We start from the raw sequence: 24,397 nt of genomic DNA on the forward strand, positions 1-24,397 counted from the left end.
AACTAACCAAGTAAAGAAAAAGTGTATATAAAAAATCACTGGTAATAATAACTAGTGATTTTTTATTTAGTAAATTTCTCATAGTTTTAATGTGTCTTATACGCTAAAAATTATAGATAAATATTTTTGGTGTAAAGTATATTTGACTAATAAAATTTTTGATTTTTTATAAATATAGTATATTATAAAAATAGATTGATAATTATTTCACAATCGTCTATGAAGTTTGAATTTTACTTAGTTGGAGTATATATGAAAAAGCTCATTAAAAACATTGTTCAAAACAAAAAGTTCCCAAAAAACATTTTGACATATGAACGAGTACATGTTGGAATATATTTAGTTTTACTACTACTTATTTGTGTATTTTCAATTCATACGTTATTTGGAAAAAATCCTAATCCAATGGTAACAAAGGTTTTTAATATAATAGTTTTATCGTTAATTATCGTACTACTGTTTTTTGCCAATAAAATGTCTATTTTTATATTTAAAGGTTCTTCAAAATTGACAAGACCTCGTATGGGTGGGGTCTATATAAATCCTAAACATCCTATTGGTAGAATAATATTTCTCATTCTGTTTATAATTCCGATAGTTATGATAATCTTAGTATTACTAAATGTGCCAGTTTCAATTAATTATCCTTAAATCAGCTAATAACATTTTGTTTATTATAAATTTATCATAAGAATACCCTTATCATTTATTTTTGTGAAGCCTTTTGAGATTAATAGTACTTATGGAGGGCTTTCAAGATTTTGGGCTTTTTATGGCTCGGGATATGTTATGACTTCCATATTTGGACTTATTTTCTTGTTTAGTCTATTGTATTATGCTTTATTTCAATTGAGAGATAAATCAGATAATAAGTTATAAAAATATATTCTCTTATGAGTAAGAGATGGCACAATATTTTCTGAAATGAAATCAAAAAAACTACTAAACAGGATTAGTTTAGTAGTTTTCTTGTGTATTTTAATTGATCGATTATACGCCTTTACGCCGAACTTCATGAGAACGGTTCATGAAGTAGAATAGGAATAGTAAAACAATGGAACCAATAAATAGTGTAGTAATAAATGGAAGGGGAGAGAATCCTTTTTCCCTTGAGTAACCAATGATTGATTTTAGAAAGTTGAACCACTTATTTTTCATTGCTGAATTTCCAAGTTGTATAAGAATTGAAAGTACAATAGGAATACTCATTACTAAAAGTAAAATAATAATTTTTTTAAATCCAGAAAAAATATCATTAAAAGTTCCTAGTACTAATCCTAATGATGAAAAGAAAAATAGTAGAATAAACACTAAGAGAAGAGAAAGTAAAAAGTTATCTGAATGGTAGGCATCTTTAGAGATTAAGAAAATTGTTAGATTAAATTTATCGACTGAGATTTTTGATAGTAATAATGCAATGATAGAACTCAGAAGTGAAGAAATAGCTATCGCAGATAAATTAACGATAAAAATTGAAAAACGTTTAAGACCGCATTGAATAAAAAATTTGAAATCTGAGTTCATACTTAGGAAAGAAATAATAATTGAGAAAAATACTATCGGTATGAGCACATCAGATGAAACTGGTTCGGTACTTCCAGAAACGTATAGTCCAAAAACTGGAAAAAGGATTCCAAATAAAATCCACCAGATAAAGAAAATACCTAAAGAGATTAATTGGTGGATGAGGATATATCGAGTTGCTACTTGAAATTTCATATTAATTTCCTTTCTTTTTACTTGCAATTTTCATAAAGTAATCTTGTAAACTCATAGATTCTACTTTTATGTTACCCAATTTGTTCTGAGGTAACTCCCCTTTTACAAAAGCAGTAAGAGAGCCTCCCAGAGTTGTTTTTTCTAAGATTTGTAGTTGGTCTGTGAAAGTTTCCACCTCTTCAATAGATCCCGTGACTATATAGGTGTTTTCTAATATATTTTCGACACTATCGTCTTCGATAATTTTGCCTTTATCTAAAATGATTACTTTCTCAAGTAGATTTGATATCTCTTCAATTAAGTGTGTTGAAATAACAAAGGTTCGTGGGTTTTCTTGGTATGTTTCTATTAAATAGTTATAAAATAATTCACGATGATTAGCATCTAGACCAAGAACTGGCTCGTCTAGGAAAATATACTCACAGGGAACACATAGTGCAATGATGAGTTTAGCTATGCTTCTATAACCTGTTGAAAGCTTATTCATTCTTTTAGTAGGTTCCAACTCAAACTCTGATAACATTTCATTAGCGAGTCTCCAATCAAAATCACCATAAAAACCCTCCATTAGATGAAATAAAGATTTTATTTTAAGTTTTGATGGGTAAAGGTCATCCTCGCTCATTAGATGGATATTATTTAATGATTTTTCATTTTCAGCAACAAGTCCACCATCAAGAGTTATTTTACCTTTGGTATCAAAAATTCTATTATTAATAATGTTCAATAATGTACTTTTACCCGCACCATTATTGCCCAACAGCCCATAAATTTTTCCTGCTTGAAAATTAACAGAAATATTATTTAAGACATGTTTTTTACCATATGTCTTATAAAGATTTTCAATATTTAAACTCATTTTTCATACCCTCTTTCTACTAATTCTATTAGTTGTTCTTGACTAATATTTAATTTTTTTGCTTCATCAAGGACTTTAAGTAGTTCTTTATTTATAAAATTATCTTTTCTTTGATTTAAAACTTTTTGTTGTGCGCCAATTGTAACAAACATTCCTAATCCTCTTTTCTTTTCGATTAGTTTTTCTTCTACTAATTGATTCATGCCTTTTAATATCGTTGCGGGATTGATTTTGTAATTCTTTGAAATTTCAGTAGTAGAAGGAATTTGAGTTCCTTCTGCGTAGGAACCATTAAATATGCCTTCAGAAATTTCTTCGGCTACTTGTTGATACAAAGTAATATCACTATCAAAATTAAAGTTCATATTTCTCCTTTCGTTAATTGGTTGGTTGGTTATGTAACTAAGTATATATCGTTTTGATTATTATGTCAAGTTCTAAAGTATAAAAGTTTTTTTTAATGTCAAATAAAAATAAAAAAACTACTAAACTATTGAAGTCTAGCAGTTTTTTATAAGTTCAAATAAGAATTATTGTTGTTTCTGATAATATTCATTCATGACTAATTGCTCTAAGGTAAAGTTTTTAGTTGAATGGGCATATTCTAGCTCATTGATTAATTCATTTATGGATAAATTCTTTAAAAAAGAAACGCAAGCGTTTTGATCGATAACAAGTCCACGACTTATTTTTATTAATATATTCTTGCATTTTCTACGTTGATTATTTTTATTATTAACAAGATGTTTAATTTCAATAGTAGTTTTATAATCGTTATCTCTGAGTTTCAAAACAAGCTCTAATGCTTTAGAATTACTTAACCTGGACTAATGTCAAATATTTAGACACAAAATGAGCTATATTTTTGGAAAGTCAACGAAAAACTAGACACGGAGTTAAGAGAATTTAAGAATTATATTTTTCAAAGTCTTTTGGAGACTTGTAATCAAGACCTGAATGCATCCTTTTTGTATTGTAATAGGTCTCAATGTATTTAAATATTTCTTGAGTAGCCTCAGCTCTTGTCTCAAAATGAGCATCATTAATAAGCTCCCTCTTTAGCGTCTTATAAAAAGACTCCATCATTGCATTGTCATAGGGATTTCCTTTACGACTCATGCTAGATTGAGCACCGACTTGACGAAGAGTAGATTGATAACGAGAGCTTGTATATTGACTCCCTTGATCAGTATGGACAATCAAGCCAGGCTGAGGATGTTCTTTCCCACAAGCTTGTAAGAAGCAATCCCTCACCAGTTTATCTTGCATCCGTGAAGACATTGACCAGCCTACAATCTTACGTGAAAAAACGTCGATATTCACGGCTAAGTATAAGGTGCCTTCTTTGGTAGGGATATAGGTCATGTCTCCCAGCCATACTTTATTAGGAGCTGTTGCTTTAAAGATCTGATTAATTAAATTGGGTCTTGAAAGCGAAGCTCCTTTTCTGTTGTAATGTTTATATTTATAACGGCTTCCCTTGGCATAAAGTCCCATCAAGTGCATCAGTTTTCCAACACGTTTCGTGTTGGTCATAATACCAGTATTATGAAGTACCTTGGTAATTCTAACCGCACCATAGCGTCCCTTATGCTCATGAAAGACAGCTTTTATCTTCTCTGAGAGAATTTCTCTCTCCACTTGTTGTTTTGAAGGACGACGATGCATGTATTCATAGAAACCTGAGCGAGAAACCTTAAGAACTTTTACTGCATGCTTAATTTTTATCTTCCCATGATGTTTCAAGAGAAATTCAAAACGTTTTACTTGCTTCGCTTCAAGAAGACCCGGAACTTTTTTAGAAGTTCAAGTTCCTCCTGAAGATAACGATTTTCTTTCTCTAACAATTTAATCTTATGTTGGGCATTAGCTAGGGCTGTCCCATTGCCTGGAAAAGCACTTTCTCCATATTCTTCAACTTCTTGAACCCAGCGATAAAGACTATTGGCATGAACCTCAAGCTCTTGGCTGACTTCTTTAACAGAGTAACCCTCTTCAAGAATGAGTTTTACTGCAGAATTTTTAAATTGTTTATCGAATTTTCTTCTTGCCATAATAAACCTTTCCACGATTTCTCTTAACTTTGTGTCTAGTTTATTATAACCTTTCCATTTTCTTAAAATAATTTTCTTCTTTCTGATTTGGAGTTAAACCATTGTTGGCGGAATGAGGATTATAATTGTTATAAAATTGTTCGATGTATTCAAAGCAAGAGAGTTGAACTTCTTGAATGGAGTGATAAGTTCTGCGATTAATTTCTCGTTGTTTAAGATACTTGAAAAAGACCTCAGTGACGGCATTATCATAAGGATATCCAGGCTTGGAGTAAGAAGCAAGCAATTGATGCTCATCTAATAACTTTCTAAAGGAAGCTGATTTAAATTGGCTTCCTTGATCCGAATGAAAAATAATTGGTTCCTTAGGTTTCCTCTTATTTATAGCTATTTCTAAGGTGTCACAGGCGAGTTTGGCATCAATCCTATCACTTACTTTCCACGCAATACATTTCCTTGAGTAGAGGTCAAGAATAGCACAGAGATAAACATGTCGCTTAGGTCCTATAGAGATATAAGTGAAATCTGTTGTCCAAACTTGATTTGGGGAGTTCGGGTTAAATTCTTGTTTAAGCAGATTATCAGAAGAAAATACAGGAGATTTATTTGATTTAAAACGAGGTTTGATGGTTGACATTTTAGGGAGTGTCATAGACTTGAGAAGTCTTAAGATACGGCCTTCAGAAATATTAACGCCATAATCACGCAGAAGAATGATTTTAAAAGCTCTCGTTCCAATTCTTTTCTTGGCTTTCATATAAATCTCAAGGAGTAATTTTCTCAAGCGTTGATTTTCTACTTCACGCTTCGAAGGCCTCTTGTTTATGAAGTTATAGTAGGTGGAACGATTGACATGTAAAACACGACAGAGCATAACTGTCGTGTGTTCAAATCGGAGTCTATAGATGGCTTTCAATCTTACTTGGAGTTTTGCATGAATATGGCACTCGCTTTTTTTAAGATCAGATTTTCTTCCTCTAGTTGGGCATTCCTTTTTTGTAATTCTTGAATCTGTTTAGCAGTCAACACCGTATTATCTTCAAGACGCACTTGAGAGTACTGCTTAATCCATTTTGCAAGTGCAGAAGAAGATACCCCATAATCTTTACAGAGTTCAGTTTGTGTTTTACCAGTTTGATAGAGATTAACGAGCGATTGTTTGAAATCCTCGTCGTAACGTTTAAAACCTGGCATAAAAGTCCTTTCATTTTTGTGTCTTAATAGACAGATTATAACACACAATTTTCTGTCCACTTTTATAGTATAGCTCCAAAACACTTAATAATGATTTAACTGAAATGAGACGGACAGAGTTTAATGTTTATATATTACGACCAAGTCATAAACGTGTTTATATAAATGTCAAGGGTTATAAATCTTTTCTTGAATATAAGCAAAAATTAAGAGAAAGTACAATTTAAAAAAAATATAAAAGTAATATACAGATATGATATAATATAAGTGCTGTATAGCTTTCTTTTATCTTTGGTAAAAGGAGGAAATATGTTTTATAAGCAACTTGATAGTGGAAAATATAGATACTTTGAAAAATACTTTGATGAAAAGAGGAATAAATGGCGACAAGTAACGGTCACTTTAAAATCAAAATCAAGGGTTGCTCAATCAGAAGCTAAAAATAGATTAGCAAGAAAAATTGAACAATCAAAAAAAGTACCAACTGCAAACGAGCTTCAGAAACAAATCGTTCAAAATAAGACGGTAGAAGAAATTTATGAAGAGTGGATTGTAATTAGAAAACAAGACGTTAAGCCAGCGAGTTTTGTAGCGGAGCAAATTTCTTTAAGAGGATTTATCGAAAAATTTTCAAAATATAAAGTCTCAGAAGTAAGGACTGCAGATATACAAAGCTATTTGATGGAATTAGATATTGCAAATTCAACAAGAAAAAATCGTAGAATTTACATTCGAATTTTGTTCAGATATGCTGAAAACATCGGGTATATTGATTCAAATCCAGCTGACAAAGTAGTATTACCTAAAGTAAGGTTAGAAATTGAAACATTAGAACGGGCAAATGAAAAATTTTTAAGTAAAGAAGAAATGAGTTCCGTTTTGATATTTTGAAAATCTTATAAAAAAGATATAAGGTACACTTTAGCTATGGAATTTATTTTTCTAACAGGATGTAGATTCGGTGAATTTGCTTCTATTCGTTATCAAGATATTGATTTCAAAAATAAGTTACTAAGAATTGACCACACTTTAGAATATCGTGTTGCAAAATATGATGATCGAGTTATTCAAACACCTAAAACGGTAGGTTCAATCCGCACTATTAGTTTAAGTAATCGTTGCTTGGAAATTATTGATTATTTCCAAAAAAACTGTTTAGATGATAAGTTTGTTTTTGTAAATGCGGTTGGTGGAATTTTCAGACAACCTGTATTTTATAAGTTTATTTGTGATAATTGTCAAAAAGTATTAGGGAGTGAAAGAAAATATGGTATTCATTTATTGAGACATTCTCATGTATCATTACTCGTGGAACTTGGAGTGCCAATTAAAGCAATTATGGAACGGGTTGGTCATAGAGACGAATCAATTACTCTGAGGATTTATTCTCATATAAGTGGTACAATTAAAAATGAAATTAGTCAAAAATTGAACCAGATTAATCTCTAAAATAACTAACCAAGAGACTAACCAAGAACTAACCAAAGCAAAGAGAATCATAAGGAAGATTAGGGAATATCAATTTTTGAAATTCTTCTAAAAACTATTGTTAGAGACTTTTGAGGAAGAATAAGGAAGTATAAATAAAAATATAATGGAAATTTTTGATACCCATACACATCTAAATACTAGTGAATTTGAAGGACGAATTCAAGACGAATTAGTCCAAGCTCAAACATTTGGAGTGACAAGAATTAATAATGTTGGAAGTAATTATGAATTAAATGATGCAGCACTTTTGCTGGCTGATAAGTTTGAAGAATGTTACGCAACAATTGGCTGGCATCCTGATGATGCTGCTGAATTTGATGATCAAGCTGAAAATTATTTACTGACCAAGCTGTCAGCAAAAAAAGTTATTGCTCTTGGAGAAATTGGTTTGGATTATCACTGGATGGTCCGTCCGAAAGAAGAACAAGAACGAGTTTTTAGAAGACAAATTCAGATTTCTAAGGAAATGGGTCTGCCTTTTCAAGTTCATACACGTGATGCTCTTGATGATACTTATGAAATTATTAAATCAGAAGGTGTTGGTTCTGCTGGTGCGATTATGCATTCGTTTTCTGGGACAGCTGATGAGGCGTTGAAATTTGTGGAACTTGGAATGATGATTTCTTTTTCAGGTGTGGTCACTTTTAAGAAGGCTCTTGATGTTCAGGAGGCTGCGGCTACAGTTCCCTTGGATAAAATTTTAGTGGAAACTGATGCGCCTTATTTAACACCAACGCCATATCGTGGAAAAGAAAATAGACCAGCTTACACAAAATTTATTGTTGAGAAAATTGCTGAATTACGTGAAATTTCTGCTGATGAAGTGGCTAAAATGACAACAGAAAATGCCTTGAGGATTTTTGGCTTGAAAAAATAAATTCGTATTTATTTTGATTTGGATAGGAGCTATTTTTATGAAAATTATGATTATTGGTAGTTCAGGAAGTGGTAAATCAACTTTTGCAAGAGAACTAGGAAAAATTACAAATTATCCTATTTTGCATTTAGATAAGGTTTTTCATAAATATCCAAGTGAAATTGCCAGAGAAAAGTTACGTGAGGCGACAAGAATTTTTATTTTCCAAAATGAAAATGTGATTATTGATGGAAATTACGGTTCAACTTTAGATGAGCGATTACCTTTTGCTGATGAAGTAATCTGGTTGAAGACACCCCGTTTAAAAACAACGTTTCGGGTGATTAAGCGCTCGATTAAGAGTCGTGTTTTTGGTAAAAATCGCCCAGATATTGCTGAAGAGTTTAAAGAAAAATGGGACAAAGAATATCTGGAATTTTTGAAATTTGTTTGGACCTTTCCTGAAAAAGAGTTTCCACAGATTGAGCAAAAAATAAAAGAATTTAATGCTGAAAGTAAAGTGATTATCCTTAAAAATCGAAAAGATAAAGAGAAATATTTAGCAAATTATGGTAGAAAAGCAAAAAATTAATGAAGTAATTGTGGTAGAGGGACGAGATGACACAGCCAATCTTAAGCGTTATTTTGACTGTGAGACCTATGAAACAGGAGGTTCATCTATTGATGACAGAGATTTAGAACGACTAAAGAGGTTAGAAGATAAGCGAGGAATTATTGTTTTTACTGATCCAGATTTCCAAGGAGAAAGAATTCGTAAAATCATAATGCAAGCCGTTCCAAATGCTAAACATGCGTTTTTAAATCGTGATGAGGCAAGACCTAAAGGAAAAGGTTCTTTAGGAGTTGAGCATGCAAATTTTGAAGCACTGAATCAGGCTTTGGCAGAAGTATTTGGTGGAGAAAAAGTTACTGATGAATTTGGAAGTGCTAAAACGCAAGGACTATCCTCTGACAGAAGTTCTGTCAGTAAAAAAGAAGTGCTGACAGAACTGACACAAACTGATTTAATGAGCTTTGGCTTAGTTATGGCCGCTGACAGTAGAAAACGTCGAGAATTTCTTTGTGAGCAACTCAGAATTGGTTATGCGAATGGAAAACAAATTAAGAAACGACTTAACATGTTTAAAATTACAAAAGAACAAATTGAAAATGTAATGAAGAATTACTGACAGAAGATAAATATCGCCGATAGAATACATCAATGGTTTCTGTCAGTAAAATTTACTGACAAAAACTGAATATCAGTTTTAAAATACATAAAAAGTAAAAGAAAGAAAAAATGACAGAAAATAACATAGACCGCATTTCCAATATTATCCGTACTCAGGACATTTTACGTCGCCATGATTTTAATTTTAAGAAAAAATTTGGACAAAATTTCCTGACAGACCATAATATTCTGACAAAAATTACTCAAACCGCTGTACTTTCAAAAGAAGTAAATGTCATTGAAATTGGCCCAGGTATTGGTTCGTTGACCCAATATTTATTGGAAGAAGCAGCTGAAGTGATGGCTTTTGAAATTGACAAATCTTTGATTCCAATTTTAGAAGAAACGATGGCACCTTACGATAATTTTACCTTGGTTTCGGCAGATATTTTGAAAGTTGATTTACTTTCAGAAATTCAAAAATTTAAAAATCCAAATTTACCAATCAAAGTGGTTGCGAATTTACCTTATTACATCACAACACCGATTTTGATGCATTTGATTGAAAGCAAAATTCCATTTTCAGAATTTGTGGTGATGATGCAAAAAGAAGTGGCAGACCGAATTGCTGCAAGTCCTAAAACGAAAGCTTACGGCTCATTATCAATTGCTGTTCAATATTATATGGAAGCAAGTGTAGCCTTTATTGTACCTCGAACTGTCTTTATTCCAGCACCAAATGTTGATTCAGCTATTTTGAAAATGGTTCGTCGTGAAGCACCATTGGTTGAAGTAGAAGATGAAGAATGGTTCTTTAAAACGATGCACAGCAGTTTTGTTCATCGTCGTAAAACATTGATGAATAATTTACAAGCAGCTTTTGGTAAAGAAAGTAAACCTGAAATTGAAAAATTATTGGCACAAGCAGAAATATCTCCAACAATTCGTGGTGAAGCCTTATCTATTGAAGAATTTGCTAAATTAGCTGATGCCCTACTTCCGCTTAAAAAATAAATTAAAAGGAAACGTTAACTCATGTTAGCGTTTTTGTGTTATCATGTAAGAAAATGAAGAAATATTTTAAAGTTTAATTCTTAATTTAAAGGAGAATAAAATGAGAATTGAAAAATTAAAAGCAAAAATGCTGACAGAAAATATTGATAGTTTATTGATTACTGATATGAAGAATATCTTTTATCTGACAGGATTTTCTGGAACCGCGGGCACAGTTTTTTTGACAGCGAAGCGAAATATTTTTATGACAGACAGCCGTTATAGTGAAATGGCGCGTGGATTGATTAGTGATTTTGAAATTATCGAAACAAGAGATCCAATAAGTTTACTGACAGACCTGTCAGCAAGTGAATCAATTAAAAATATAGCTTTTGAAGAAACAGTTGACTATGCTTTCTTTAAAAGACTTTCTGACGCCACTCCAGGATTAGAACTTTTAGCCACAAGTAATTTTGTTTTGGAATTGCGCCAATTTAAAGATGACACAGAGATTGATTTGATAAAAAAAGCCTGTGCAATTGCTGATGAAGCGTTTATGTCAGCTTTAAAATTCATTGAGCCGGGCCGAACTGAAATTGAAGTTGCTAATTTTCTTGATTTCAAAATGCGTGATTTAGAGGCGAGCGGAATTTCCTTCGAAACCATTGTTGCCTCAGGCAAGAGAAGTAGCTTGCCTCATGGCGTTGCGACCAGTAAAATGATTCAATTTGGTGATCCAGTGACCATTGATTTTGGTTGTTATTATGAACATTATGCTAGCGATATGACCAGAACAATTTTCGTGGGTTCTGTAGACGACAAGATGCGAACAATTTATGAAACCGTGCGTAAGGCTAATGAAGCACTTATCAAAGAAGTCAAAGCGGGAATGACTTATGCCGAATATGATAAGGTTCCGCGTACCGTCATTGAAGAAGCCAATTTTGGTCAGTATTTTACGCATGGAATTGGACATGGACTTGGTTTAGATGTTCATGAAATTCCTTATTTTAATCAATCAATGACAGAAAATCACTTGGAAGCTGGGATGGTTATTACAGATGAGCCAGGAATTTATATTCCTGAATTTGGTGGAGTCAGAATTGAAGATGACTTATTAGTGACAGAAAATGGCTGTGAAGTCTTAACAAAAGCCCCAAAAGAGCTTATCGTTATTTGAAAAAAGCAATAACTTGTGATAAAATAAGATGTTAAATCCTGTCATTTCACTTCTTTTGTGTACAGAAAAATTGCTGACAAAAGAAAAATGACAGAATATCTAAATTTATAAATACTAGGAGAAACATAAACATGGTTTTAGCAAAAGACCTTAAATCAGGCATGACATTTTTGAATGGGGAAAAACTTCTCCGCGTTATGGAAGCAAGTCATCACAAACCAGGTAAAGGGAATACAATCATGCGTATGAAACTTAAAGACGTACGCTCAGGTTCAACTTTTGATGACACTTACCGTCCTGAAGATAAGTTTGAACAAGCTGTTATTGAAACTGTAACAGCACAATACCTCTACTCAATGGATGGTATTGCTAATTTCATGAACAATGAAACTTACGAACAATATGAAATTCCAGTAGAACAAGTTAAAGATGAACTTCTTTATGTTCTTGAAAATACAGATGTTAAAATTCAATTCTACGGTACAGAAGTAATTGGTATTCAACTTCCAACAACAGTTGTTCTTGAAGTTACTGAAACACAACCATCTATTAAAGGTGCAACAGTAACAGGTTCTGGTAAACCAGCAACTATGGAAACTGGTCTTGTTGTTAACGTTCCTGATTTCGTTGAAGCTGGAACAAAACTTGAAATCAACACACAAACAGGTGAATACTTGAAACGTGCTTAATTAAGTACGATTACTGAAAAAAGTTACTGACAGCCTTTTGTCAGTAACTTTATGAAGTTTAAAGACTTCGTCAGTAAAGAAAATTCATTTTGTAAGTGAAATTTTTCCAATTGGAAAAATTTGCAAAGACAAAAGGAGAAATCAAAATGGCAGAAAAAACTGTACATTCTGAAGAACTTGGGGATATCGTCATTGCCCCTGAAGTTCTTGAAGTAATTATCGGTATTACAACAGCCAAAATCGATGGGGTACACGCCCTTCGTAACAAACGTTTTTCAGACCGCCTTGGTAAGAAAAATGAAGGCCGTGGTGTTTATATTGACTCAAAAGATGATAAAGTAGCTGTTGATATATATGTGTACCTTACTTACGGTGTAAGCCTACCAGCCGTTGCTACAAAAATCCAAAAAGAAGTGAAAGAAGCAGTTGCCCAAGCTACTGAGATTATTGTTGATGAAGTCAATATCCACGTTGTCGGAATTATGACTGAAAAACAACCAAAACCAGCGCTTGAAGACTTGTTTGATGAGGGATTTTTTGATGCCTAAGACGCTCACTCAACACCAGATTCGTCAACGAGCGGTCCAGGTCTTATTTTCTTATGCTGTCCAAAAAGAAATGGCAACAAATGTCGTAAGCTCTTTTAGAGAAAACGTCGAGAAATTAGAAGAAGAACTTTCTCAAACTATTCGTTTTGATGTTGATTTTCGTGATGAACGAATTACTGTTCGTAAATTTCCAAAAGGACTTTCTCAACCTTTAGAAGCCATTTATGAAATTTATGAAATTCTTGGACTTAAAGATATCGAGAAAACAACGGTTGCTAAAGCTCTTGCTTTCATGCGAGATTTTGGTGGTTACGCTAAGAAAATGAATGAATATGAAGCAACAAATTTATTTGTTGGTGTCATGGCAAATTTGAAATTGATTCGTTTGTTCCAAATTGAACTTGATGAAGAACCTGTTGCGCCAAAAGTTCTAGAATTTTTCAAAAATCTTCCAGATAATGCGACAGCTGAACAATCTCTTGAAACTTTCCAAAAAACCTTCTCATTCCTTCATGAAAATGTTCTTGAAAAATATACAAGTGATTTATTCACTCCAAGCACTTTAAAAGAAGAACTTGATGAACAATTAGCACAAGCAGAAAATAATGCTCAATCACAATTGTCAGAGCTTTTGAAAAATACAAAACGCTTTGTTCTCAATTATGACAATGATCGTCCAGAAGATCTTGAAGCTCCTGAATACTTTACACAACTTGTTGATGGAGTTTTAGATAAAAAAGAAGATTTGGAAGCAAATGTTTCTAAATATTTGGCAAAAACTTGGTCATTTTCACGTTTGACTCTTGTTGAACAAGCAATCCTTCAAGTTTCTAGTTATGAAATATTATATACAGAAACACCTGATGTTGTTGCGGTCAATGAAGCAGTTGAGCTTTCAAAAGACTTTAGTGATGAAAAATCAAGCCGATTCATTAATGGTGTATTAACTAACTTCTTAAAATAAAATTAATAAAAAAGTTACCGATAATTTTATCTGTAGCTTTTTTTTATTACGTTTTTCTAGCTTTTGTAATTAATGAGTTATCTTATTTAACATTACTTATTAATTTTCTGAAAAATCACACTAAATATTGGTATATTTTTTTTAAAAGATATATAATAAAAGAAAACGTTTTCTTTTGCGATTCTACACTATTTTTAGAGAATTAAGGAGTAAAAATGCTCACCAATAATTTTTCAATTGAACCTTACGGAAAAAAAGCTTACCATACAGGGATAGCAGTTCCAGTTTTTTCACTAAGAACTGAAAACTCAAGTGGGGTAGGGCAATTTTCAGATTTGAAAGAGTTAGCCGATTTTGCCCACCGTTCTGGGATGGACATCATTCAATTATTACCAATTAATGATACCAGTACTTTTATGGACTGGCGTGATTCATATCCTTATCGTGCCATTTCTGTTTTTGCATTGCATCCAATTTATTTAGATATTCACATCTTTTGGGATTCTTACACAAAAATTCAACAAGAAAAGCTTCTCATCGCGGAATTAGAATTAAATGCTTTAGAAAAAATAGATTATGAAAAAGCATTAGCCTTAAAATGGGAATATGCTGAAATTATTTATCAAAACTCAGCTCATAAATTTAAAGCAAGCAAAGATTATCAGCAATTTTATCAGCAAAATGAGGATTGGTTAAAGGCCTATGCGGCATTTTCGTATTTAAGAGATATCAATCAAAGTGCTAATTTTATGAATTGGGGAAAGTATGCCACTTATAGTGAAGATTTCTTTGAAAAGTTAACTTCAGAAAGTAATCAATTGGATTTGTATATCTTTGTGCAATACCTTTTGCATTATCAACTTTCAGAAGCCGTTGACTATTGTCATCAATTAGGAATTGCACTAAAAGGAGATATCGCAATTGGAATTGCTCATGATTCCGTAGACGCTTGGACTCATCCAGAACTTTTTCATCTTGATAAACAAGCTGGCGCTCCTCCTGATATTTTTGCTGTAAATGGACAAAATTGGGGCTTTCCAACCTACAATTGGAAAAAAATGGCCGAAGATGGTTATGCATGGTGGAAAAAACGGTTAACAGCCATGTCTAATTATTTTGATGCTTATCGGCTGGACCATATTCTTGGTTTCTTTAGAATATGGCAGATGCCAGAGGATTCCGTAAGAGGTTTATTGGGCCAATTTTCACCAGCTATTGCCTTGTCAGCAGAAGAAATTGAAAATAACTATGGTATTCCATTAAGGCAATGGGGCCTCGAGCGGTTTATTAATCCTTTCATCAAGGATTGGGTAATTGATGAAATTTTTGGCCGAGATAATCGAGATTGGATTATTCAAACATTTCTGGATTATATAGGTAATGGAAATTATACATTTCAAAATGAGTATAATAACCAGAAAAAAGTAGAAAAAGCTCAATTAGAAGATTGGGTGCGAGAAGGACTTTATAAATTACATGAAAATATAATATTATTAAAAGATGATGAGAATCCAGAGAAATATCATCCACGTATTTCTTTAATACAAACAATCAGCTTTCGAGAATTTGGTGATGACTATAAAGGACGGCTTGAAAAACTTTATAATGACTATTTTTATGGAAGGAATTATGAATTTTGGAAAGAAAAGGCCTATGAAAAATTACCAGTTTTAAAAGATGCTACGAATATGTTGGCTTGTGGTGAAGATTTAGGAATGGTTCCCGCCAATGTACCAGATGTCATGAATCATCTTAATATTCTACGTTTGATAATTGAGAGAATGCCTTCAGATAATCGATTTGTCAGTCCTTTAAACGAAGTTCCCTATTTATCGGTCCTAACGACTTCAAGTCACGATACAAGTCCACTAAGAGCTTGGTGGGAAGAAAATCATGAGGAAATTCAACGTTACTACAATGAAGTCATGGGTTGGTATGGCGGAGCTCCTTATTATGCAAGTGCAGAAATTATCCAAGAGATAGTTAAAAGGCATTTAAACTCCAATGCGATGATGGTTATCTTACCTATTCAAGATTGGTTAGCAATGAGTGAACAATTGCGAAAAGAAGATGCAAAATCCGAACAAATTAATATTCCAGCAAATCCATACCATTACTGGAATTACCGATTGCATTGTCAACTTGAAACATTGATTGATAATCAGGATTGGACTGAATTTTTAAAGAAATTTATCAAAGAAAGTAAAAGGGCCTATTAAATTTCAAAGTAAATCATTTTGAATTAGAAAGTATAAATTATAAAATAATAATAAATATGTAAAAAAACAAAAATTTTGTGAAAAAAATGGAGGTTTCATTATGGCAATTGAAATGCTTGGTCTTATTCTTGCTGGTGGTCAAGGGACGCGTTTAGGTAAATTGACAAAAGATGTTGCAAAACCTGCTGTTCCTTTTGGAGGTCGTTATCGTATCATTGATTTTGCCTTATCAAATTGTGCAAATTCCAATGTAAAAAATGTTGGCGTCATTACTCAGTACCAACCTTTAACTCTAAATGCTCATATTGGAAATGGAGCACCATGGGGGTTAAATGGAATCAATAGTGGAGTCACTATTCTCCAACCCTATTCTTCACAAGAAGGTTCTAAATGGTTTGAAGGAACCTCTCACGCTGTTTATCAAAATATCTCTTATATTGACCAGCAAAATCCAGAATATGTTCTCATTCTCTCGGGAGATCATATTTATAAAATGGACTATGAAGCCATGTTAGAAAGCCATAAAGAACGTGAAGCTAGTTTAACAGTTTCGGTGATGGAAGTTCCACTTGAAGAAGCAAGCCGTTTTGGAATCATGAACACCGATGATAATGACCGAATTATTGAATTTGAAGAAAAACCTAAAGAACCAAAATCAAATCTTGCTTCAATGGGAATCTATATTTTCAATTGGAAAAGGCTTCGTGAAGTTCTTGTGAATGGTTACTCGAAAGGAAATCCAATGGAAGATTTCGGTGGAGATGTTATCCCGGCCTATATTGAAGCTGGGGAAAATGTGTTCGCTTACCGCTTTAAGGGATATTGGAAAGACGTTGGAACCATTGATTCTCTTCATCAATCCAGTATGGAATTTCTTGATTTAAATAATGAACTAAATATTACAGATAAATCTTGGCGGATTTATTCACATAATGATATTTCAGCTCCACAGTTTATCACAGAAAAATCCAATGTAAAAAATGCACTTGTTGGTGATGGCTGTTACGTTGATGGAACAGTTGTTCATTCAATCCTTTCACAGAATGTCCATGTTCAAGAAGGAACAGTGATAGAGGACAGTTTCATTATGTCTGGGACATTTATTGGGGAAAACGTTACAATCAAAAATGCAATCATTGGTGAAAATGCAAAAATTGGTGATAATGTAGAAATAATCGGTGAAAATGAAGTCGCAGTGATTGGTCACGGAGAAATTAAAGGAGAAAATAAAAATGAACAATAGTAATAAAATGGCAGCAATCCTCTCAAATATTTCTTCAAGCAAACACTTAAGCCCCCTAACAGAGGTTCGTCCAATCGCTACTCTTCCTTTTGATTGTAAATATCGTTTGATTGATTTTCCATTGTCATCATTATCAAATGCCCATGTAGATAATATTTTTATGACCTTTAATGAAGGAGAAACGCAATCTGTTTTTGACCATCTAGGTTCAGGTGGCGAATGGGGCTTGGATGGCTTTAATAGTCGTTACTTTGTCTATATTCAACAAGATTTTGACCGTTTAAGGGAACAAGGTAAGGATTATTTTGCTCAACAGTTAAATTTTTTGCGTAAATCTAAAGCACCATATACAGTTCTTTTGGGCAGTAAATTTATTTGTAATGTCGATTTAACGGCTGTTCTTAAAATACATAAATTGGCAGGTAAGGAAATAACCACCGTTTATAAAAAAGTTTCTCCAGATTTAGCAAGTGAGTATGATACTATTCTTCGTTTTGATGAATCAGGGAAAATGAGTAACTGTTATGTTAATCAATTAGAAAATCCCCAAGAAAAAGAAGCCCTTTGTTTGAATCTCTTTATCGTGAACACCGATTGGTTGATTAATTTTATAAAAGAGATGCAAGATATAGGAGAATTGACTTCAATTGCCCGTCTCATTCGTGTTTATATGAAGAACTATGATGTGAATACTTATGAATACACAGGTTATATGAGTAATATCACTAATATTAAGTCATTTTATGATGCCAATATGGTCATGCTCGACCCCCAAAATTTTACATCTCTTTTATATAGTAGCCAACCTGTTTATACTAAGATTAAAAATGAAGTTCCCACTTATTTTTCTGAGAATAGTAAAGTGGAGAATAGTCAATTAGGTTCTGGTTGTATTATCAATGGTAAAGTAAAAAATTCTCTCATTTCTCGTGGAGTTAAGATTCAAGATGATGCCTTAATTGAAGAATCATTAGTTTTTACCAACTCTGAAGTTAAAAGTGGCGCTCAAGTTAAATTTGCCATCATTGATAAAGGAGTGGTTGTCGAAAATAATGTCAAAATTATTGGTAGTTCAGAAAAACCAGTAGTGATTCCTAAAGGAACAGTTGTTACCGCAGATATCTTATAGAAGACAAATGACGCTGATAATATTTATCGGCGTTCTTGAATAAAATTCAAAAAAAGAATTATATTTTAAAGAGGAAATGAAAGAGAGAAAAATGAAAGTTTTATTTGCATCAAGTGAATGTGCCCCCTTTTTTAAGACGGGAGGACTTGGAGATGTAGCTGGAGCACTGCCCAAAGAATTGGCTAAAAAAAGTGAGATAGATTCAGTTGCTGTGATCCTTCCTTATTTTAAGAATGAAATGAAAGAAGAATATCGTTCACTTTTAAAAGATGAATTTTATGATTTTGTTGATGTTGGTTGGCGACACGAATATGTTGGAGTTAAAAGTCTAGAAAAAGAGGGTGTGAAGTATTATTTTCTAGATAATGAACATTATTTTGGTAGGGGACAACTCTATGGTTATGGCGATGATGGAGAGCGCTTTGCCTTTTTTGACTTGGCTCTTTGCCAACTCTTAGAAAAGTTAGATTTCATTCCAGATGTTTTGCATGTCAATGATTGGCAGACTGCAATGGTTCCCTTTTTACTTAAAGAAAAATACAACTGGATTAAGGCCTATGAAAAAATTAAAACAGTACTAACCATTCATAATATTGAATTTCAAGGCTTGATGCATGGAGATGCTTTAAGTGAGCTTTTTGGTATGGGAATGGAGCGCTATTTTGAAGGAGTGGTCCGTCATAATGGTATGCTAAATATGCTCAAAACAGGAATTTTATATGCGGATCGGGTTAATACAGTTTCGCCAACTTACGCTAAGGAAATCCAGACCTCAGAATTTGGTTGTGGTTTAGAATCGATTTTGCAATATGTAGATGGAAAAGTTTCTGGAATTTTAAATGGGATAGATTATGATATCTATAATCCTGAAAATGATATATTAATTCCTTACCATTTCAGCGAGGAAGAGCTTTCTGGTAAAGGTCAAATGAAAGCAGAACTCCAAAAGCGAACAGGATTACCATTGAATCCAAATGTTCCATTGATTGGGATGGTCTCCCGTTTAACGAATCAAAAAGGATTTGATTTAGTTTTGAGTCAGTTGGAAAAAGTATTGGAAGAAAATGTTCAAATTGTCCTACTAGGAACAGGTTTCCCTGAAATTGAAGAAGGTTTTAGAGATTTTTCTCAAAAATATCCAGATAAGTTGTCAGCAAATATTGCATTTGACCTTCAATTTGCTCAGGAAATTTATGCTGGTTCTGATTTCTTCTTGATGCCATCTGCTTTTGAACCTTGTGGCCTATCACAGATGATTGCAATGAGATATGGAACTTTACCAATCGTTCATGAAATTGGTGGTTTGAAAGATACTGTGATTCCATTTAATCCTATTAGCAAAGAAGGAACAGGATTTGGTTTTGTTGATTTTGAAGGACAGATTTTATTGGAGACGATTAATCGTGCACTTGAAGTTTATGGAAAAGAACCAGAAGTCTTAAATAAAATGGTTTTATCAGCAATGAGTAAAGATTTTTCTTGGGGAACGAAGGCTCAACAATACATTGAACTCTATCAAGAATTATAAAATCTCGCAAACGATTGCGCTTGCGATTAAATTGTGGTAGAATTCATTTTAAAATAAAAGATGTTTGAGAATAATAAAGGAGCGACGATTGAAACTTTCTAAAAAACAATTTAAGCAAGATTTCGAAGAGCGTCTAACTTCAAAATTTGCGACTGACCTGACAAAAGCAGGTTATCAAGAAATTTATGATGCATTGGCATCTGTTGTGAAACATTACTATGCTAATATTTGGGTAGCCGATAATCAATATAAGGATGAAACTGGAAAAAAACAAGCATATTATTTTTCGATTGAATTTTTACCAGGAAAAATGCTTAAATCAAATTTACTTAACTTAGGTATTTTAAATACCGTTCGAGAAGGGTTAAATGATTTTGGAATTGAACTGGATGAGGTTGCTAAGATAGAACCTGATATGGCCATTGGAAATGGAGGTTTGGGGCGCTTAGCTAGCTGTTTCATGGATTCTTTAGCTTCAACGGGGCTTCCAGGAAATGGAAATGGCATTCGCTATCGGTATGGATTATTCAAACAAAAAATAGTAGATGGTTACCAAGTAGAATTACCTGATTCTTGGCTAAATAATGGGAATCCTTGGGAAGTACGTAGAGCAGACAAAGCAGTTGAAGTAACATTTGGTGGTGAAGTTTGGTTAGAAGATGATGGAAAAGGAAATCTTATTCCTCATTATAAGGACCAGGAACGTGTTCTAGCTGTTCCATATGATACGCCCATGGTTGGTTTTGAAAATACAACGGTCAATAATATGTGTCTGTGGCGCTCAGAAGTGCCAGAGGAATTAGACCCTAAATTTCAAAATTTGGATTATATGCGACAAACTTCGATGCTCTCTGCTGAACTTTATCCAGATGATTCTAATTATGATGGGCGACTTTTACGTTTGAAGCAAGAATATTTCTTTGTTTCTGCTGGACTTCAACGAATTTTGCACCACTATAAAGGAACACAAAAAAAAGATATTCGAAAAATTGGGGATTATATTGCTGTCCATATTAATGATACGCATCCTGCACTTTGTGTTCCAGAATTCATGCGCCTTTTAGTTGATGAATATGGAGTGGGCTGGAATCGAGCTTGGGATACAACCCTTAAGGTAATGTCTTATACCAATCATACAATTTTATCGGAAGCTTTGGAAAAGTGGCCAGAAGAGATGATTAAACAACTTTTGCCCCGAATTTATCAAATTATTGTGGAGATTGACCGGAGACGTACGGCTGAGTTGCTTCCTAAGGTGGGTGCAACGCTGGTGCATAATACGAGAATTATCAAAGATGGACAAATTCATATGGCCAACTTGTCAATCATTGGTTCACATTCAACCAATGGCGTAGCCAAATTGCATTCTGATTTATTAAAGGATGTTGAACTTCATGATTTCTATGAAATTTATCCTGAACGTTTTAATAATAAGACAAATGGAATTGCTGACCGTCGTTGGATTCAGATTGCAAATGAACGCTTGTCTGGAATTATTGATGAAACAATTGGTAAATCATGGCGTCATGATTTAGATGAATTGAAGCTGCTGAAAAATTTTAAAAATGATGAAAAAACACTTGAACAACTTCAAAAAGCTAAATTTGATGACAAGCTACGATTGGCTGCGGTGATTAAAGAACAAAATGGAATTACGGTTAATCCTGATGCGATTTTTGATGTTCAAGTAAAACGGCTGCATGCTTATAAGCGACAATTGTTAAATGCTTTGCATATTCTAAAATTATATTTTGATTTGAAAGATAATCCGGAATTAGATATGGTTCCTCGAGTATTTATTTTCGGGGCAAAAGCGGCTCCTTCATATCATTATGCTAAATCTATCATTAAAGTAATTAACGAAATAGCAAATATGATTAATAATGATCAAACGATTAAAGATAAACTCAAAGTTGTCTTTATGGAAAATTATAATGTAAGTTTGGCGGAAGTGATTATCCCAGCAGCCAATGTTGGAGAACAAATTTCTTTGGCCTCTAAAGAAGCATCTGGAACTTCAAATATGAAGTTTATGCTAAATGGTGCTTTAACCATTGGAACACTTGATGGCGCAAATATTGAAATTTTTGAAGCGGCAGGGGATGGAAATAATTTTGTTTTTGGGCTGACTAAGGATGAAGTTTATGAATATTATCGCAATGGTAATTATAATGCGCGTGATATTTATGAGCAAAATCCAGTAGTTAATCGAATTTTGAATGCCTTAATTGACGGAACGGTGCCAAATATTAAAAGTGAAGGTTGCGAAATTTTTGATTCGCTCACCGTTTATAATGATGAATATTTTGTACTTCGTGATTTTAATGATTATGTTCGGGCACAAGCTGAACTTGAAAAACTTTACCGTGACCAAAAAGCATGGACTCAAGCAAGTTTAATGCATATTGCCAATGTGGGACGTTTTAGTTCTGACCGAACAGTTAGGGAATATGCTGATGACATTTGGTATATAAAGGCTAAAAAAGAATGAAGAAATTTACTGACAGAAATTTTTGTTACTGACAGAGTAAATTTTAGGAGCCTTTAGCCTTAAGTGTTAATAAAGGAAATGAGAATTAGATGTATTATTATAATCCGTGGAATTTAGATTATAAACAACCTTTTGGGGCCATCAAGGTTGGAAACTCAATGAACTTGAGTTTTACAACTGACCGACCTTCTGTACTTGTGACATGTGTAATTCGACGTGATTTTGGAAAACGTTATGAATTTTCTATGACCAAAGATTCAGGCGGGAATTTTAGAGTTACCATTCCTTTTGATGAAGAGTCAGGACTTTACTTTTATCATTTTGAAATAGTCGAGTCTTCGGATTTGGGAGAAACTAGGCGATTTTATGGTTGTTCTGGCATAGGAGGAGAGGGACTTCTATATACTGATGAAAATGATGTTAAACCTTATCAGCTGACTGTATTTGAAAAAGAAGACCAAGCTCCCAGCTGGTATCGTGAAGCAGTTTTCTATCAAATTTTCCCAGATCGTTTCTATAATGGAAATGAAAATGGTCAAATCAATCATCCAAAACCCAATTCTTTTATCTATGGAAGAAAAACGGATAGTCCTTTTTATGTTAAAGAAGAAAATGGTGATATTGCACGTTGGGATTTTTTCGGTGGAAATTTAAGAGGAATTATTAAAAAAATTCCTTACTTAAAAGAACTGGGAATCAATGCGATTTATCTTAATCCCATTTTTTCCGGTACAAGTAACCATCGCTATGATACGAATGATTACCTAAAAATTGATTCAATGCTAGGTAGGCAGGAAGATTTTGAAGAATTGATTCAGTTGCTTCATCAAGAAAAAATGCATTTGATTTTGGATGGTGTTTTTTCTCATGTAGGAAAAAACTCGCTTTATTTCAATATTAATGGTGATTATGGCGATGATGAGGGAGCAGCTAAAAATCCTGATTCACCTTATTTTGATTGGTTTAAATTTGAAAATTATCCTTTTGAGTATAAATCTTGGTGGGGAATTAAAGATTTGCCTGAAATAGACAAAGATAATGATTCTTTTCGCAATTTTATTTATGGTGAGAAAAATTCTGTTTTAGCTAAATGGAATGACTTGGGTATTGATGGTTGGCGTCTGGATGTTGCTGATGAACTCCCTGATTCATTTATTAAAGGAATTCGAGAAAATCTTGACTCTTATTCAGATAAGATATTGATTGGTGAAATTTGGGAAGATGCTTCCAACAAAATTTCTTATGGAAAAAGAAGAAATTATATTCTTGGTGGAAGTTTGCAAGCTGCTATGAATTATCCGTTTCGTGATTTAATTATTAATTTATTAAATGGTCATCGTTCTAGTCAAGATGTCGCTCATCAATTGATGACTTTGCAAGAGAATTATCCTAAAGATATTTTTTATAATAATTTAAACAATCTAGGGACTCATGATACTGAACGAATTTTGACAATGATTGGAGAAAAGAATTTGTCAGTAGCGTTAGCAATGCTTTTTGTATTACCAGGAATTCCTTGTATTTACTATGGAGATGAAGCAGGATTGTCAGGTGGAAAAGACCCTGACAATCGTAAATATTTTCCTTGGGATAACATTTCACCCAATGTTTACAATGTTTATAAAAGTTGGACGCAAAAACGTCTGTCAGAAAATAGCTTGAAATATGGAGAGTTTTCAACTTTTTTTACTGACAGGTTGTTAGGAATATTGCGATATACAGATTCAGAAGTTTTTGTTGAACTCATTAATCCGAGTGAAGATGAGCTTAATATAGAAGTTCAAGAAATTACTTTTTTACAAAATCTGAAATTCTTACCAGAATTAAAAAAATTACTGACAGAAAAAGTGATTAGTGGAAAAACAAATTTAGAATTAAAGATGAAAATTTAAAACTTGCTGATGCAAGTTTTTTTACTGACAGATTTATTTGTCAGTAAAAAATGATAAAAACTATATTTTTTAGCTAAATCTTATTTTAGAAAAGAAGAAAATATAAATAAATATCTATGAAATTTTGTTATTGTCCCTCTTTTTCCCGCGTTTTTCAAAGAATCTGTATAGGCAAAA

Annotated in this window: 20 protein-coding genes and 3 pseudogenes; 17 read left to right on the top strand and 6 right to left on the bottom strand. The window is 33.0% G+C overall.

Annotated features, from left to right (window positions below):
• The first annotated feature begins 252 nt into the window (after positions 1-252).
• Positions 253-651 carry an XRE family transcriptional regulator gene (locus MKX45_RS04775; protein WP_253287787.1) on the top strand — a complete coding sequence of 133 codons (399 nt, stop codon included), beginning with the start codon at positions 253-255 and terminating at the stop codon, positions 649-651.
• 339 nt (positions 652-990) lie between these two features.
• Here MKX45_RS04775 and MKX45_RS04780 read toward each other — a convergent pair whose 3' ends face one another.
• From MKX45_RS04780 to MKX45_RS04805, 6 genes and pseudogenes are all read right to left on the bottom strand, one after another.
• A complete protein-coding gene (locus tag MKX45_RS04780) occupies positions 991-1,719 on the bottom strand; it encodes an ABC transporter permease (RefSeq protein ID WP_251921159.1) in 729 nt (242 codons plus the stop codon).
• A 1-nt stretch (position 1,720) separates the two neighbouring features.
• Positions 1,721-2,578, bottom strand: coding sequence for an ATP-binding cassette domain-containing protein (locus MKX45_RS04785; RefSeq protein WP_064973762.1), 858 nt, complete (start codon positions 2,576-2,578; stop codon positions 1,721-1,723).
• The gene (locus MKX45_RS04790; protein WP_340816856.1) at positions 2,575-2,943 is read right to left on the bottom strand and encodes a GntR family transcriptional regulator; all 369 of its coding nucleotides are present in this window, start codon (positions 2,941-2,943) and stop codon (positions 2,575-2,577) included. Before MKX45_RS04790 ends, MKX45_RS04785 begins: the two co-directional genes overlap by 4 nt.
• A 165-nt stretch (positions 2,944-3,108) precedes the next feature.
• Positions 3,109-3,369, bottom strand: a complete 261-nt coding sequence (locus tag MKX45_RS04795) for a hypothetical protein (protein WP_340816857.1) — start codon at positions 3,367-3,369, stop codon at positions 3,109-3,111.
• Between the two features lie 115 nt (positions 3,370-3,484).
• A protein-coding gene (locus MKX45_RS04800) for an IS3 family transposase (protein ID WP_095559415.1) occupies positions 3,485-4,632 on the bottom strand; the annotation gives its coding sequence in 2 pieces (ribosomal slippage) (positions 3,485-4,380 and positions 4,380-4,632; 1,149 coding nt in all).
• Between the two features lie 45 nt (positions 4,633-4,677).
• A pseudogene (locus tag MKX45_RS04805) lies at positions 4,678-5,826 on the bottom strand (IS3 family transposase); the annotation flags it as partial.
• A 77-nt stretch (positions 5,827-5,903) separates the two neighbouring features.
• On the opposite strand from MKX45_RS04805, the pseudogene MKX45_RS04810 reads away from it, so the two are divergent.
• The 16 genes and pseudogenes from MKX45_RS04810 to MKX45_RS04885 form a co-directional block, all read left to right on the top strand.
• Positions 5,904-6,053 (top strand): annotated as a pseudogene (locus MKX45_RS04810) (DNA-binding protein); the annotation flags it as partial.
• A gap of 82 nt (positions 6,054-6,135) precedes the next feature.
• A pseudogene (locus MKX45_RS04815) lies at positions 6,136-7,275 on the top strand (tyrosine-type recombinase/integrase).
• A gap of 145 nt (positions 7,276-7,420) precedes the next feature.
• Positions 7,421-8,194 carry a TatD family hydrolase gene (locus tag MKX45_RS04820; RefSeq protein WP_023188912.1) on the top strand — a complete coding sequence of 258 codons (774 nt, stop codon included), beginning with the start codon at positions 7,421-7,423 and terminating at the stop codon, positions 8,192-8,194.
• A gap of 37 nt (positions 8,195-8,231) precedes the next feature.
• A complete protein-coding gene (locus tag MKX45_RS04825) occupies positions 8,232-8,765 on the top strand; it encodes a DNA topology modulation protein (protein ID WP_023188911.1) in 534 nt (177 codons plus the stop codon).
• Positions 8,743-9,363 carry a ribonuclease M5 gene (rnmV, locus tag MKX45_RS04830; RefSeq protein WP_017864273.1) on the top strand — a complete coding sequence of 207 codons (621 nt, stop codon included), beginning with the start codon at positions 8,743-8,745 and terminating at the stop codon, positions 9,361-9,363. The genes MKX45_RS04825 and rnmV overlap by 23 nt, the downstream gene beginning before the upstream one ends.
• Positions 9,364-9,473: 110 nt before the next feature.
• Complete coding sequence (rsmA, locus tag MKX45_RS04835; RefSeq protein ID WP_023188909.1) at positions 9,474-10,358, top strand: 16S rRNA (adenine(1518)-N(6)/adenine(1519)-N(6))-dimethyltransferase RsmA; 885 nt, start codon at positions 9,474-9,476, stop codon at positions 10,356-10,358.
• A 100-nt stretch (positions 10,359-10,458) separates the two neighbouring features.
• Complete coding sequence (locus MKX45_RS04840) at positions 10,459-11,517, top strand: aminopeptidase P family protein (protein ID WP_003129622.1); 1,059 nt, start codon at positions 10,459-10,461, stop codon at positions 11,515-11,517.
• A 131-nt stretch (positions 11,518-11,648) separates the two neighbouring features.
• Positions 11,649-12,206 (top strand): elongation factor P, encoded by a 558-nt coding sequence (gene efp / locus MKX45_RS04845; RefSeq protein WP_003129623.1) that lies wholly within the window; start codon positions 11,649-11,651, stop codon positions 12,204-12,206.
• A 146-nt stretch (positions 12,207-12,352) separates the two neighbouring features.
• Complete coding sequence (locus MKX45_RS04850; RefSeq protein ID WP_021722362.1) at positions 12,353-12,754, top strand: Asp23/Gls24 family envelope stress response protein; 402 nt, start codon at positions 12,353-12,355, stop codon at positions 12,752-12,754.
• Entirely contained in the window at positions 12,747-13,718 is a 972-nt protein-coding gene (nusB, locus tag MKX45_RS04855) for a transcription antitermination factor NusB (protein WP_017864275.1), read from the top strand. Before MKX45_RS04850 ends, nusB begins: the two co-directional genes overlap by 8 nt.
• A gap of 215 nt (positions 13,719-13,933) precedes the next feature.
• The gene (locus MKX45_RS04860; protein ID WP_340816858.1) at positions 13,934-15,937 is read left to right on the top strand and encodes a 4-alpha-glucanotransferase; all 2,004 of its coding nucleotides are present in this window, start codon (positions 13,934-13,936) and stop codon (positions 15,935-15,937) included.
• A gap of 100 nt (positions 15,938-16,037) precedes the next feature.
• Entirely contained in the window at positions 16,038-17,180 is a 1,143-nt protein-coding gene (locus tag MKX45_RS04865) for a glucose-1-phosphate adenylyltransferase (RefSeq protein WP_012897406.1), read from the top strand.
• Positions 17,170-18,309 (top strand): glucose-1-phosphate adenylyltransferase subunit GlgD, encoded by a 1,140-nt coding sequence (glgD, locus tag MKX45_RS04870; protein WP_014570453.1) that lies wholly within the window; start codon positions 17,170-17,172, stop codon positions 18,307-18,309. The genes MKX45_RS04865 and glgD overlap by 11 nt, the downstream gene beginning before the upstream one ends.
• Positions 18,310-18,400: 91 nt before the next feature.
• A complete protein-coding gene (gene glgA / locus MKX45_RS04875) occupies positions 18,401-19,837 on the top strand; it encodes a glycogen synthase GlgA (protein ID WP_025016851.1) in 1,437 nt (478 codons plus the stop codon).
• Between the two features lie 88 nt (positions 19,838-19,925).
• Positions 19,926-22,328 (top strand): glycogen/starch/alpha-glucan phosphorylase, encoded by a 2,403-nt coding sequence (locus MKX45_RS04880; protein ID WP_340816859.1) that lies wholly within the window; start codon positions 19,926-19,928, stop codon positions 22,326-22,328.
• 89 nt (positions 22,329-22,417) lie between these two features.
• On the top strand, positions 22,418-24,220 hold the full coding sequence (locus MKX45_RS04885; RefSeq protein ID WP_039114875.1) for a glycoside hydrolase family 13 protein: 1,803 nt from the start codon (positions 22,418-22,420) through the stop codon (positions 24,218-24,220).
• The last annotated feature ends 177 nt before the right edge of the window (positions 24,221-24,397 follow it).

This window comes from Lactococcus sp. FSL W8-0209 (genome assembly GCF_038006585.1).
Lineage (GTDB): Bacteria > Bacillota > Bacilli > Lactobacillales > Streptococcaceae > Lactococcus > Lactococcus lactis.

Coding starts and splice junctions, on each gene's coding strand:
- MKX45_RS04775 (WP_253287787.1), top strand. CDS start 253: ATGAAAAAGCTCATTAAAAACATTGTTCAAAACAAAAAGTTCCCAAAA.
- MKX45_RS04780 (WP_251921159.1), bottom strand. CDS start 1,719: ATGAAATTTCAAGTAGCAACTCGATATATCCTCATCCACCAATTAATC.
- MKX45_RS04785 (WP_064973762.1), bottom strand. CDS start 2,578: ATGAGTTTAAATATTGAAAATCTTTATAAGACATATGGTAAAAAACAT.
- MKX45_RS04790 (WP_340816856.1), bottom strand. CDS start 2,943: ATGAACTTTAATTTTGATAGTGATATTACTTTGTATCAACAAGTAGCC.
- MKX45_RS04820 (WP_023188912.1), top strand. CDS start 7,421: ATGGAAATTTTTGATACCCATACACATCTAAATACTAGTGAATTTGAA.
- MKX45_RS04825 (WP_023188911.1), top strand. CDS start 8,232: ATGAAAATTATGATTATTGGTAGTTCAGGAAGTGGTAAATCAACTTTT.
- rnmV (WP_017864273.1), top strand. CDS start 8,743: ATGGTAGAAAAGCAAAAAATTAATGAAGTAATTGTGGTAGAGGGACGA.
- rsmA (WP_023188909.1), top strand. CDS start 9,474: ATGACAGAAAATAACATAGACCGCATTTCCAATATTATCCGTACTCAG.
- MKX45_RS04840 (WP_003129622.1), top strand. CDS start 10,459: ATGAGAATTGAAAAATTAAAAGCAAAAATGCTGACAGAAAATATTGAT.
- efp (WP_003129623.1), top strand. CDS start 11,649: ATGGTTTTAGCAAAAGACCTTAAATCAGGCATGACATTTTTGAATGGG.
- MKX45_RS04850 (WP_021722362.1), top strand. CDS start 12,353: ATGGCAGAAAAAACTGTACATTCTGAAGAACTTGGGGATATCGTCATT.
- nusB (WP_017864275.1), top strand. CDS start 12,747: ATGCCTAAGACGCTCACTCAACACCAGATTCGTCAACGAGCGGTCCAG.
- MKX45_RS04860 (WP_340816858.1), top strand. CDS start 13,934: ATGCTCACCAATAATTTTTCAATTGAACCTTACGGAAAAAAAGCTTAC.
- MKX45_RS04865 (WP_012897406.1), top strand. CDS start 16,038: ATGGCAATTGAAATGCTTGGTCTTATTCTTGCTGGTGGTCAAGGGACG.
- glgD (WP_014570453.1), top strand. CDS start 17,170: ATGAACAATAGTAATAAAATGGCAGCAATCCTCTCAAATATTTCTTCA.
- glgA (WP_025016851.1), top strand. CDS start 18,401: ATGAAAGTTTTATTTGCATCAAGTGAATGTGCCCCCTTTTTTAAGACG.
- MKX45_RS04885 (WP_039114875.1), top strand. CDS start 22,418: ATGTATTATTATAATCCGTGGAATTTAGATTATAAACAACCTTTTGGG.